Here is a 12,548-nt window from a genome sequence, read left to right on the forward strand (position 1 = left end):
GATCAACCGACCATCATCAGACTGGCATTGCCCCCAGCTGCCGCTGTATTGGTACTGACCGAGACTTCGCGCAGCAAACGCTCGACCACGTATGCCGCGCCCCCCTCCAATTCCTGTGTCAACAAGCCCTGAACCCCAACAATGGGGCCACGGCGTTCCGCCACTTGGCCCAGCACTTGCCGGAGTTCGTCGCTGTCACCTTCAAACAAAACTGCATCATAATCTGCCTCACCCAAATCGGACATGGTGATTTGCTCGGCAGGGGCATCCTGCCAGCCGCCCAGACCCAAGCGATCCAGCAAGATAGCCTGGTTGCCGCTTTGCGCGCAGGCTTCACGTTGCGCTCTCCAGCCGTGCACGCTGACGGGCATGCACAGGACGCGACCCCGTGGATGCAGCTGATACATATTGGCTTCACCTGTCGGGCCGGGCAAGACCACGCCCTGCTCCTGCCAGCTTTGCAAAGGCAGGTTTTGCGGGCAACGGCTAAGCAGTCGGCGCAGGTACAAGGGGCCGCCTGCTTTGGGGCCAGTACCCGACAGACCTTCACCACCGAAAGGCTGTACGCCCACTACCGCACCCACCATATTGCGGTTTACATAAACATTACCAGCGTGAATGCGCGAAACGACACGCTCTACGGTTTCATCCAGACGGGTGTGCACGCCAAAAGTCAGACCGTAACCGCGTTCATTGATCTGATTGATCAGGCTGTCCAGCTCGCTGCGCTTGAAACGCATTACGTGCAGAACGGGGCCGAAAATTTCGCGCTCCAGATCCTTGACCTGCTCGATCTCGATAATGGTCGGCAAAACAAACGTCCCTGTCAGGCTGCGGCTTTGTTCACTTTGGGTGATGCGAAAACCTGCCTCACGCATGGCACTGATGTGCTCTTCAATACCGGAGCGGGCTTCTTCATCAATCACCGGGCCTACATCGGTACTGAGCAGATCGGGATTGCCCACGCTCAGTTCCTGCATGGCACCATTGAGCATGTTCAACACACGCTCGGCCACGTCTTCCTGAATGCACAGCAGGCGCAAGGCGGAACAACGCTGACCGGCCGAGTCAAAGGCCGAGTTCAGGACATCAAACACCACCTGCTCAGGCAAAGCCGAGCTGTCGACCACCATGACGTTCAAGCCACCGGTTTCTGCAATCAGCGGGACGGCCTGGCCGCCTGCCGTCAGACGCTTGGCCAATTGACGATTCAAGCCCATGGCGACAGCAGTCGAGCCGGTAAACATGACGGCATTCACCTGCTCACTGGCAGCCAACGGCGCGCCCACAGAGGGACCATCGCCGGGCAGAAGCTGCAAGGCACCGGGAGCAATCCCTGCCTTGTGCAGCAGCTCGACAGCGGCCGCCGCAATCAGGCAGGTTTGTTCAGCTGGCTTGGCCAGGACGACGTTGCCTGCAGCCAGAGCCGCCGAGACCTGACCCAGGAAAATAGCCAAGGGGAAGTTCCAGGGGCTGATGCACAGCACCACACCCACAGGACGGTACTCATCATTATCAAAGTCGCGCAGAACTTGCCCGGCGTAATAGCGCAGGAAGTCCACGGCTTCACGCACTTCTGCAATCGCATTCGCATAGGACTTGCCGGCTTCACGCACCAGCAGTCCCATCAAGTCCTGCATATTGTCTTCCAGCAGTTGGGCGGCTTGCTGCAAGGCAGCGGCACGCTCTTCTACCGGCGTAGCCTGCCAAATTGGCGCATAGTGGCTGGCGGCTTCCAGAGCCTGCTCCACATCCTGCGCAGTGGCGTACATGACCTGCCCCACTACATCCTGATGATTGGCCGGATTGCGCACAATCGTTGCCTTGGACTCATCCCAGACCGGATTGCCCTGACCCAGGATAGGCTGAGCCTGACGTGGCAAGGCAGCGGTTTGCATCAAGGTGGCGGCCAAGGAGCCCAGGCGATGCTCATTGCTTAAATCCAGGCCAGCCGAGTTCAAGCGCTGCTCGGCATCCCAGTACAACTGGCGCGGCAGAGGAATCTTGTCGTGTGGACGACCCAAAGGTTGCAGGCTCAAGGCCTGAGCCACGGGGTCGGCAATCAGTTGCTCCATGTTCACATCGGCATCACCAATCTGATTCACGAAGGAGGTATTGGCACCGTTTTCCAGCAGACGGCGCACCAGATAAGCCAGCAAGGTTTCGTGAGAACCGACGGGTGCGTAGATACGGCAAGGACGGTTCAGCTTGCCATCCTTGATCGGGCCGACGACTTCGTCGTACAGATCCTCGCCCATGCCGTGCAGGCACTGGAACTCATATTGGCCGGTGTAGTAGTTCTGACCGGCCATCACGTAAATGGCGGCCAGGGTTTGTGCATTGTGTGTCGCAAACTGCGGGTAAACGGCTTCCGGAGCCTGCAGGAGCTTACGAGCGCAAGCCAGATAAGACACATCCGTGTGCACCTTGCGGGTGTAGACGGGGTAGTCTTCCAGACCATCCACCTGGGCACGTTTGATTTCCGAATCCCAGTATGCACCTTTCACCAGACGCAGCATCAAGCGGTGACCGCTGCGGCGGGCCAGATCAATCAGATAATCAATGACAAAGGGTGCGCGCTTTTGATAGGCCTGCACCACAAAACCAATGCCGTTCCAACCTGCCAAAGACGGGTCGAAACACAGCTTGTCCAGCAAGTCCAAGGACACTTCCAGACGGTCCGCTTCTTCTGCGTCAATGTTCAGCCCCACATCGTAGTGGTGAGCCAGTTGCGCCAGGGACAACAAGCGCGGGAACAGTTCACGCATGACGCGATCACGCTGGGAGCGGCTGTAGCGCGGGTGCAATGCAGACAGCTTGATGGAAATGCCAGGACCTTCGTAAATCCCGCGACCCTGACTGGCACGACCGATCGCGTGGATCGCTTGCTCGTATGCCTGGTAGTAACGCTGCGCGTCTTCCGCTGTCGTCGCGGCCTCGCCCAGCATGTCGTAGGAATAACGGAAGCCCTGCTCTTCAAACTTGCGGCTATTGGCCAGCGCCGAGGCAATGGTTTGCCCGGTCACGAACTGCTCGCCCATCATGCGCATGGCGACATCCACGCCTTTGCGGATCAGGGGCTCACCGCCCTTGCCGATCATGCGGGTCAAGGCGGAGGACAAACTCTTTTCGCTATTCACGCTGACCAAACGACCTGTCAGCATCAGCCCCCAGGTAGCGGCATTCACGAACAGCGAGGGGGACTCGCCCATGTGCGCCCGCCAGTCACCGTGGCTGATCTTGTCACGAATCAAGGCATCACGTGTGGCGCGGTCAGGGATACGCAGCAAGGCTTCAGCCAGGCACATCAAGGCCACGCCTTCCTGGCTGGACAGGGAAAATTCCTGGATCAGACCTTCTACGCCACCGCCACGACGCTTGGCGCGCAGGGCTTTGACCAAACGAGCGGCCAGCTCCTGGGCACGCGCACTTTGAGAGGAACGCGCTGCACTCAGCAGCAAAGGCAAGCAATCGGTTTCTGGACGGCGGTAGGCGGCGGTAATGGCAGCGCGCAACACGCTTTGCGGTTGCACATCTTGAGCAAAGCCATAAAACGGGATGGATGGCATCAGCACACCTTCCTCGGTGGCTTCGGAATCGCCGCCGCTCAGCAGAGCCAATTCGCCAGGCAGCACACCTCGTTCTATGCCTTCGATATAGGACAACAAAGCCTGCTTGTGCAGCCAGTGCGGGGTGCATTGCAACTGATCTGCCGCACGTCGCAGACGCTCGCGCAGTTCTATATCGACTTTAATCCCTAAGGTTGTGCTCGCCATGCTTCTTATCCCGGTTACGCTTTTGTTGACTGCGATATGCCGAAATAATACTGACGGTTAACCCAAATTCGTATTCAGGTTAACCCGCACAAGAAAAGGTTAACTTGAAAGGTTAACTGACGCAGAGCATGGCCTTGTTCAGGTTAACCGGGACAGGTTTACCTTGCATTTGAGCAGCCAGTGCATCCGCCCAGCGCTGCTGCAATTGGCGATGCGCCTGCACCAGCTCGGGTACCGAGGATGCAGGCTCGGTATCCAACCAGCGGCATTGCTGAGTCTTGCCCTCAAAACCGAGCGGCGTCAGGGTCCAGCTCAACTCCAGCGTAGCGCGCTCCCCATAGACAGACTCAAAGCGCTGCACCAGCACATCAATCTGCCAGAGCGGTGTTTTCGCAGCAGCGCTGGCCAGCTGCGGAACGCCTAGCCGATCCTGTAAACCGGACGCCAAGGCCAGAGACATTTCATCGGGCAAGGGCGATGCCCACTGGCTATCGTTGAGCAGGTTAACCTGCCCGCCCGCCGTCTGCGTCAGTACAAAGGATCGACGATCCAATTGGGCAGGCACATCCATGCGTCGCAGCTGAAAGCCCTTCCACACTTGCGTGGAAGGAGCCGCAGCCGCCGGAGCGGCATTGGAGGCTTGCAAGGTGTAGTAAGTGGGTGTGGTCGAGGCGCAAGCCGTCAGCAAACCGGCGAACGCCACGGGAATCAGAAAACGAGACTTCATGGCGCAGGCTCCGGCAGCACGTCAGGGGAACGGCCTCGCAAGACCGCCGAGGGCTGGCTTTGCAAGGTATCGCTTAAATCACGCAGGGATCGCAAGGAGCGCTTCAGCTCGCTCAAGGTTTGATCCACAGAAGTATTGAAGGAAGAGTCCGAGTCCAGCATGGCGCCCAGCTTCTGAACCGCCGCGTCCATGGATTTGAGCGCACCATTCAGTTGCGGCACTGTCGTCTTGTCCAGCTGCTTGAGCACCTGACCCAGCTCCGTCAGCCCGCTTTGCAGGTTCTTGCCAATCTGATCGAAAGGAATAGCGGCAATCTTGGTCACGATATCGCTGACCTGCTCCTGCAAACGGTCGAAGTCGCCAGCGATGACGGGCACCACCAATGGCTTGGCGTTTTCATCGAAGTCCGCTTCAGGCGCTTTGTCGAAGAACTCCAGGGCAATGTACTGCTGACCGGTAATCAGGCTGGCAGGACGCAACTGACCACGCAGGCCACGTTCCACCATTGGCTTGAACAAGGCCGTCATCGGATCTTTTTCATCCGGACGGGTTTCCACAACACGCTCGTACAAGCGGCCAAAGCGTTGCGGATAGATACGCGCTTTGACCAAGGCAAAGAAGCGTTTGCGCTCAAAATCGAACTCCAGATCCACGTCGTAGACCTGACCCAGCTCCAGGCCACGGAACTCAACCTTGGAGCCCGGCACCAGACCTCGCACGGACTGATGAAAGTGGAAGCGCAGCTCGACGGCCGGACCATCCGGTTCGGCCATGGCGCGATTCTGGGTGGAGAACAGCTCGTACTGCGTATCAGCAGCGGCGACATCGGTAGGCTCGCCTTCCATCTGATCAAAGGCCAAGCCACCTGCCAAGGCAGAAACCAAAGAATGCGTGCGCACATTAAAGCCAGTGGAATCCAGGGACATGTTCACACCACTGACGTTCCAGAAGCGCGAGCCTTGTGTCACGAATTTATCATTGGGCGCATCCACAAACACCTGCACACGCACCCCATCGCCTTCTTCGTTCAGCTCGTAGCTGCTGACCTGCCCCACCTGTATGCCCTTGTAGTACACGGGCGAGCCCAGATCCAGCGAGCCAAGCTCAGGCGCTGTCAGTACATAGCGTTTGCCGGCACGGCCACTGGTCACTTCAGGCGGACTTTCCAAGCCTACAAATTCCAGTTGCTCGCCCTTTTTGTCTGTTTCAAAAGGCGCGTCTACGCCAATATACACACCCGATAGCAAGGTACCCAGGCCCGAGACACCACTCAAACCCAAGCGTGGACGCACAACCCAAAAGCGCGTGTCTTTTTGTGTGATGAACTCCGAACCATCCCGTTCCAGCTGCGCCGTCACGATCACCCCTTTGCGATCGGGAGCCACCTGAATATCGGAGATTGTGCCCACATCCACCTCGCGATACCGCAGCTTGGTCTGATCTACCGCCAAGCCTTCGGCTGAGTCGAAGCTGATGGTGATGCGAGGCCCGGTCAACATCCAGTTTCGCAATACCAAGGACGCTCCTACCAGGGCAGCCGCAATAGGCAAAATCCAGATCCAGGAGAATCGGGATCGCTGGGAGGGGATCAGTTTGGGCTGTGCGGGCTCGGTCTGACCGTCAGGCGGGTTAGTTGTTGGATCGTGCACCTTGTTTCCTTCAGGAAGTCGCCTGTGATGCAGGCGGAGACGGCTTTTGTTGCGGTTCTATACGTTGTTCTTCGTGGGTATCCTGGTCCCAGCCTTGCCGAGGGTCGTAGCTGAGCGCGGCCAGCATGGTCAAGACCACCACCATGCCAAAGCTCAAGGCCCCTGCCCCAGGAATAATCTGCGACAGGCCGGGGAAGTTGGCCAGGGCAGCCATCAGGACCACCACGAATACGTCCAGCATGGACCATTGACCAATCAGCTCGACCATATCGTAAATGCGATTGCGTTGACGCTGCACCGCGTTGCCCCGCCAGCGACGTCCCAACAACAGAATCATCAACGCCAGGAGCTTGGTAATGGGAACGACAATACTGGCGATAAACACGATCAGCGCCAGGTCCCAGGAACCCAGCTGCCAGAGCTCAATCACGCCACCCAAAATCGTGTGGGCGCTGCTGCCCAAAATGCTGCGCAGCTCCATGACAGGCAGGATATTGGCAGGAATATAGAACACGCAGGCCGTCAGCACCAGGGCGGCAACCCGGGTACGGCTATTGGGCTTGCGTTTATGAACGGTTGCACCACAACGGTCACAATCCTGTTTTTGGCTGGACTGCACAAAGCCACAGTGGGTACAGGCGCTCCAGGACGGATGCTCTTTCAAGACCTGCCGGGTCGAAACGGGCACCAGATCACGATCCTCTGCCCAGCGCCACAGACGCCCTGCCGTAATGCGGCTCAAGCCGGTCAGCAGGAAAGTCAGCGCGAAAAAGGCATACAGGCCCGGCGCAATCGTCAAATGCCCAATTCCGGCAAACTTCACCATGGCCACAATCAAGCCCAGGAACAACACGGCGGTCATGGACCAATGTTCCAGATGGCTCAAGGCCCGCAGTCCAATACCAAAATCGCCCGGCAAGGGCTTTTCTCGGGCAATCAATCCCAAGGCCCAAAACTGGAAGATCAGTTGAAACAGCGGTAGCCAGAAACCCACCAGTCCCGCCATCACGGACAGCCCCCAGTATCCCTGCTGCCAGATCAGCAACAAGGCTTTGGGAAAGGTGGGAGAAACCGTTTTGCCCGCCATGCTCAGATGGACGACGGGAAACAGATTGGCAATCAGAAAAAGAATGAAAACCGCCAGAACCAGCGCTTGCCATTCACGTGGAGAAAAGCGGCTGTGGCGGTAAAGTTCGGTATCGCAACGCACACAACGAGCGAGCCCCGCTCCTTGAACGGGGACTCGCTCGTGTACGGTGTCACAATGCGTACAGACGATCAAGGGGCGCGATGCCCTCACGGCTTAGTCGACTAGTTCCGGCTCGGGACGCGAAGAAGCCTTGCTGCCGGGCTCATCCGGTCCTGAAGAAGGATATTCCAGTACCACCTCGCCGTTCTCGTCCAGATCGACCTCGACCTGGCCACCATCGACCAGACGACCAAACAGCAGCTCGTCGGCCAGAGCACGGCGAATGGTGTCCTGAATAAGCCTGTGCATTGGGCGGGCACCCATGGCGGGATCGAAGCCCTTGGCCGCCAGATGCTCGCGCAAGGCGTCCGAGAAGGACACTTCAACGCGCTTCTCGTGCAACTGGTTCTCCAGCTGCATCAGGAACTTGTCCACCACGCGCAGGATGATGTCGCGCGACAAAGGCTTGAAGCCAATAATCGCGTCCAGACGGTTGCGGAACTCTGGCGAGAAGTGACGCTTGATGTCCTGCATTTCATCACCCGAGCGCTGGGGCTGGGTAAAGCCAATGCTGGTCTTGTTCAGCGCTTCGGCACCGGCGTTGGTGGTCATGATCAGGATGACGTTGCGGAAATCTGCCTTGCGGCCATTGTTATCCGTCAGCGTGCCGTGATCCATCACCTGCAGCAGAATGTTGTAGACGTCCGGATGCGCTTTCTCGATCTCGTCCAGCAGCAGCACGCAGTGCGGCTGTTTGGTCACGGCTTCAGTCAGCAAACCGCCCTGGTCAAAGCCCACATAGCCCGGAGGCGCACCGATCAGGCGCGACACGGTGTGACGCTCCATGTACTCGGACATATCAAAGCGCAGCAGCTCTACACCCAGCACAAAGGCCAGTTGACGCGCCACTTCGGTTTTACCCACGCCGGTCGGGCCGGAGAACAGGAAGGAGCCGATAGGCTTGTCGGGCAGACCCAGACCGGAGCGCGCCATCTTGATGGCCGCTGCCAGGGCGTCAATTGCCACATCCTGACCAAACACCACCGATTTCAGATCGCGTGCCAAGGTTGCCAACTTATTGCGATCGTCGCTGGAGACTGTCTGGGGCGGAATGCGCGCAATACGCGACACCGTGGCCTGAATGTCGGCCTTGCCGATAACCTTTTTCTGCTTGGAGCGTGGCAGCAAGCGCTGCGCTGCACCGGCCTCGTCGATGACGTCGATGGCCTTGTCAGGCAGGAAGCGGTCGTTGATGTAACGGGCCGACAACTCCGCCGCCGCCGTCAGGGCAGCTGCCGAGTAACGCACGCCGTGGTGCTCTTCAAAATTGGACTTCAAACCACGCAGAATCTGGATGGTCTGCTCCACCGTAGGCTCGGCTACATCAATTTTCTGGAAACGACGCGACAGGGCGTGGTCTTTTTCGAAAATTCCGCGGTATTCCGAGTAAGTGGTCGCACCCAGACACTTGAGCTGACCGGAGGACAGCGCAGGCTTGAGCAAGTTGGACGCATCCAGCGTGCCGCCCGACGCCGAACCGGCGCCGATCAGCGTGTGGATTTCGTCGATAAACAAAATGGACTGTGCTGTTTCCTTGAGCTGCTTGAGCACCGCTTTCAGGCGCTGCTCGAAGTCGCCCCGATACTTGGTACCGGCCAGCAAGGCCCCCATATCCAGTGCGTAGACGCGCGCTTCACCAAGAATGTCCGGCACGTCGCCACGCTGGATGCGCAGGGCCAGGCCTTCGGCAATCGCGGTCTTACCCACGCCGGCCTCGCCCACCAGCAAGGGATTGTTCTTGCGGCGGCGGCACAGAACCTGGATGACGCGCTCCACCTCCTTTTCACGGCCAATCAAGGGGTCAATACGACCCAGGCTGGCTTCGGTATTCAGGTCGGTAGCGTATAGATCCAGCGGAGATTTCTGGGCGTCCGAGCGGGTATCCGCTTCCGCCGCTGCGGCAGCCTTGGGAGGCTCGGGAGCAGCGGGTTCCGGATTGGCCTTGGTGATACCGTGCGAGAGGAAATTGACCACATCCAGGCGCGAGACGCCTTGTTGCTGCAGGTAATACACTGCATGCGAGTCTTTTTCCCCGTACATCGCCACCAGCACGTTGGCGCCGGAAACCACATTTTTACCGGAGTTGCTGGACGATACGTGCATGATGGCACGTTGTATCACACGCTGAAAACCTAAGGTGGGCTGGGTATCGACCTCGCCTTCGCCAGGGAATGTGGGCGTATTTTCGTTAATGAATTTACGCAGATTCTGGCGCAGTGCATCAATATCGGCAGCACATGCTTTCAACACCTCCAGAGTGGAGGCGTTATCGAGCAGGGACAACAGCAGATGCTCTACCGTGATGAATTCATGGCGCGCGGCACGAGCCTCGACAAAGGCCATGTGTAGACTGACTTCAAGTTCTTCGGAGATCATGCTTCCTCCTACACGGCAAGAGTAAAACTAGGGGTTAAGGCTATTCTATGACTAATTTGCCTGATCTGAACAATACGGTAAACCATTAAATGGTCAAGCATCAGGCACCGGCTCCATCACGCACTGTAAAGGGTGCTGTCGCGACTGCGCCAGTTGTCGCACAATTTCCACCTTGGTGGCCGCGATGTCGCGGGGATACACACCACAGACAGCCCGACCCTCGTAATGTACTTTAAGCATAAGCTGTTCGGCCTGCTCGGGTGTTTTGGCAAACACCCGCTCCAGTATATTCACCACAAATTCCATGGGTGTGTAGTCATCGTTGAGCAAGATGACCTGATACATGGGTGGTGGGGCAAGCCGCGCGGATTGGCGCTCTACCGTTGTGGCGCCTTGCTTATCGATCTCAATGGCCATAATACAGAACTAGGTGCTTTCCATAGGTTGACTGGGGGGAACAAAATTCAGCATCATCCGACTGATCGTGTCAACTTCACAATAAAAAGTGGGGTGCCGCGATCACAGGCCCAGGGAGGGGCCGAAAAAAGTATCAACCATACACTAAGTTGAGAGGCAGCAAGCATGTCGGAAACTACCACCACCGCAGGCACTGGAGACAATCAAAAACTATCCGGGACCGTTAAGTGGTTCAATGACGCCAAAGGCTTTGGGTTTATTACACCCGATAACGGCGGCGAAGATCTCTTCGCTCATTTTTCATCCATTCAGATGAACGGGTTCAAGACTTTGAAAGAAGGCCAGAAAGTTCTGTATGAAGTCGCCCAAGGCCCTAAAGGCAAGCAGGCACTTAATATTACTTCGCCTTAAGATCTCTTGCGCTCTCGATTCTAACAAAAGCAGGTTCGCAACACACATGCAGTATCGCACTACGACTACGGGGCCTGCGCGCCCTGTTTTTTTTGCCTGTCTTCTGGCAGCGCTTTGTATTAGCGCCCCGGCTCAGGCAGATGAGACTCTTCCCACCCTGACACTGACCCTGGGTTCCAAAAAAATCCAGGCTGAAGTGGCCGATCGCGACGAGACTCGTGCTCAAGGCTTGATGCATCGAGAAAGCCTGGCCCCCGATCACGGCATGTTATTCGTATTCGAGCAAACCGGAATGCCTTGCTTCTGGATGAAGAATACGCCCTTGCCGCTGGATATCGCCTTTATTACCGATGAAGGCACGATTACCAATATCGAGGCCATGCAGCCCTTTGATCTTCAATCCCACTGCCCGGTGCGACCTGTGCGCTATGCCCTGGAGATGGAACAAGGCTGGTTCAAGCAAGCAGACAAAAAGGCCGGCGAGAAAATCACCGGCCTGCCCGCCCTGCAACCTTAGTTAGACGCGCTCGAGAATCAAGGCCACGCCCTGGCCGACACCAATACACATGGTGCACAGGGCGTAGCGTCCGCCTGTGCGATGCAATTGGTTAATGGCCGCAATCGCCAGACGCGCACCGCTGGCACCCAGGGGGTGCCCCAGAGCAATCGCGCCCCCGTTCGGGTTCACGCGCGGATCATTGTCAGCCAGACCCAGCATACGAGTCACTGCCAGACCTTGAGCGGCGAAAGCTTCGTTCAGCTCGATCACATCCATTTGATCCAGCGTCAGACCGGCCAAGGCCAGGACTTTCTGGCTGGCAGGTGCCGGGCCAATACCCATGATGCGCGGTTCCACACCAGCAAAGGCCATGGCCACCACACGAGCGCGTGGAGTCAGACCCTGAGCTTCTACGGTTGCCTTGTTGGCGACCAGCAGCGCGCAAGCACCGTCGTTCACGCCAGAAGCATTACCGGCCGTCACCGTGCCATCGGCACGCACGACAGGTTTCAGACGAGTCAGGGATTCCAGGGTCGTGGCACGTGGATGCTCGTCCTTGTCCACCACAATGGGATCGCCCTTGCGCTGGGGAATGATCACGGGGGTGATTTCTTCAGCCAGAATGCCGGCTTCCTGGGCAGCAGCAGCACGCAACTGGCTGTTCAGGGCAAACACGTCCTGGTCTTCGCGGGACACATTGAACTGCTGAGCTACGTTTTCAGCTGTTTCGGGCATGGAGTCGACACCGTACTGCTCTTTCATGGCCTTGTTGATGAAGCGCCAGCCAATCGTGGTGTCGTAAATGCCCGCGCTGCGCGAGAAAGCCGTTTCAGCCTTACCCATGACAAAGGGAGCGCGGCTCATGCTTTCCACACCACCGGCCAGGATGAAGGAGGCATCGCCGGCGCGAATCGCGCGAGCGGCCGAACCAATCGCGTCCAGGCCAGAACCGCACAGGCGGTTCAAGGTTACACCGGGCACGTCCACGGGCAAACCGGCCAGCAGCGCAGACATACGTGCCACGTTACGGTTGTCTTCCCCCGCCTGGTTGGCGCAGCCGTACATCACATCATCCAGCTTGCTCCAATCGATTTGGGGATTGCGCTTCATCAGCGCGGCAATAGGCACCGCACCCAGGTCATCCGCCCTCACAGCGGACAGCGAACCACCATAACGTCCGAATGGCGTACGAATTGCGTCACAAATAAAGGCGTCCTGACTCATGAAATTCACCCTGATAACTTGAATAAAATCGCGCGAGAGCACTATGAAGAGCGCTCGAAATCTACTATTTTGATAGTAGCGCTTGAGCACAGAAGCTCATTTACCCACGCCAAGGGCTGTCCGCTACGCGGTCGCTTTCATGTTTCGTGTCCAAAGCGATCTATTGCTCATTAAATGCAGATACCAAGAGCAAATAAAGAAAAACAAACCACAGCTAATA

General features: G+C 57.6%; 9 protein-coding genes. 2 read left to right on the forward strand and 7 right to left on the reverse strand.

Annotation, left to right across the window (positions count from 1 at the left end; translation table 11 throughout):
* Nucleotides 1–2 precede the first annotated feature (2 nt).
* From putA to clpS, 6 genes are all read right to left on the reverse strand, one after another.
* The gene (gene putA / locus Q9R35_RS09335) at nt 3–3,776 is read right to left on the reverse strand and encodes a trifunctional transcriptional regulator/proline dehydrogenase/L-glutamate gamma-semialdehyde dehydrogenase (RefSeq protein ID WP_311219752.1); all 3,774 of its coding nucleotides are present in this window, start codon (nt 3,774–3,776) and stop codon (nt 3–5) included.
* 112 nt (nt 3,777–3,888) lie between these two features.
* A complete protein-coding gene (locus Q9R35_RS09340) occupies nt 3,889–4,503 on the reverse strand; it encodes a membrane integrity-associated transporter subunit PqiC (protein ID WP_042487873.1) in 615 nt (204 codons plus the stop codon).
* The gene (locus tag Q9R35_RS09345) at nt 4,500–6,152 is read right to left on the reverse strand and encodes an intermembrane transport protein PqiB (RefSeq protein WP_086068207.1); all 1,653 of its coding nucleotides are present in this window, start codon (nt 6,150–6,152) and stop codon (nt 4,500–4,502) included. The genes Q9R35_RS09340 and Q9R35_RS09345 overlap by 4 nt, the downstream gene beginning before the upstream one ends.
* Nucleotides 6,153–6,162: 10 nt before the next feature.
* Nucleotides 6,163–7,452, reverse strand: a complete 1,290-nt coding sequence (locus Q9R35_RS09350) for a paraquat-inducible protein A (RefSeq protein ID WP_045931607.1) — start codon at nt 7,450–7,452, stop codon at nt 6,163–6,165.
* A gap of 3 nt (nt 7,453–7,455) precedes the next feature.
* Nucleotides 7,456–9,777, reverse strand: coding sequence for an ATP-dependent Clp protease ATP-binding subunit ClpA (gene clpA, locus Q9R35_RS09355; RefSeq protein ID WP_063693134.1), 2,322 nt, complete (start codon nt 9,775–9,777; stop codon nt 7,456–7,458).
* 93 nt (nt 9,778–9,870) lie between these two features.
* On the reverse strand, nt 9,871–10,194 hold the full coding sequence (gene clpS, locus Q9R35_RS09360) for an ATP-dependent Clp protease adapter ClpS (protein WP_026482895.1): 324 nt from the start codon (nt 10,192–10,194) through the stop codon (nt 9,871–9,873).
* Between the two features lie 165 nt (nt 10,195–10,359).
* Here clpS and Q9R35_RS09365 point away from each other — a divergent pair, with 165 nt between their 5' ends.
* Both Q9R35_RS09365 and Q9R35_RS09370 read left to right on the forward strand, forming a co-directional pair.
* Entirely contained in the window at nt 10,360–10,605 is a 246-nt protein-coding gene (locus Q9R35_RS09365; RefSeq protein ID WP_003801483.1) for a cold-shock protein, read from the forward strand.
* Between the two features lie 46 nt (nt 10,606–10,651).
* On the forward strand, nt 10,652–11,122 hold the full coding sequence (locus tag Q9R35_RS09370) for a DUF192 domain-containing protein (RefSeq protein WP_052363017.1): 471 nt from the start codon (nt 10,652–10,654) through the stop codon (nt 11,120–11,122).
* Here the strand turns inward: Q9R35_RS09370 and pcaF are convergent, their stop codons facing one another.
* Nucleotides 11,123–12,328: a 3-oxoadipyl-CoA thiolase gene (gene pcaF / locus Q9R35_RS09375; RefSeq protein WP_042487885.1), complete on the reverse strand. Its 1,206-nt coding sequence runs from the start codon at nt 12,326–12,328 to the stop codon at nt 11,123–11,125.
* Nucleotides 12,329–12,548 lie beyond the last annotated feature (220 nt).

Origin of the sequence: Alcaligenes sp. AB3, from assembly GCF_031844565.1 — a bacterium.
In the GTDB taxonomy this organism is placed as follows: Bacteria; Pseudomonadota; Gammaproteobacteria; order Burkholderiales; family Burkholderiaceae_B; genus Alcaligenes; species Alcaligenes faecalis.

Bases quoted from the DNA above. Each gene is read 5' to 3' on its own strand.
- putA (WP_311219752.1), bottom strand. From the start codon at position 3,776: ATGGCGAGCACAACCTTAGGGATTAAAGTCGATATAGAACTGCGCGAG.
- Q9R35_RS09340 (WP_042487873.1), bottom strand. From the start codon at position 4,503: ATGAAGTCTCGTTTTCTGATTCCCGTGGCGTTCGCCGGTTTGCTGACG.
- clpA (WP_063693134.1), bottom strand. From the start codon at position 9,777: ATGATCTCCGAAGAACTTGAAGTCAGTCTACACATGGCCTTTGTCGAG.
- clpS (WP_026482895.1), bottom strand. From the start codon at position 10,194: ATGGCCATTGAGATCGATAAGCAAGGCGCCACAACGGTAGAGCGCCAA.
- Q9R35_RS09365 (WP_003801483.1), top strand. From the start codon at position 10,360: ATGTCGGAAACTACCACCACCGCAGGCACTGGAGACAATCAAAAACTA.
- Q9R35_RS09370 (WP_052363017.1), top strand. From the start codon at position 10,652: ATGCAGTATCGCACTACGACTACGGGGCCTGCGCGCCCTGTTTTTTTT.
- pcaF (WP_042487885.1), bottom strand. From the start codon at position 12,328: ATGAGTCAGGACGCCTTTATTTGTGACGCAATTCGTACGCCATTCGGA.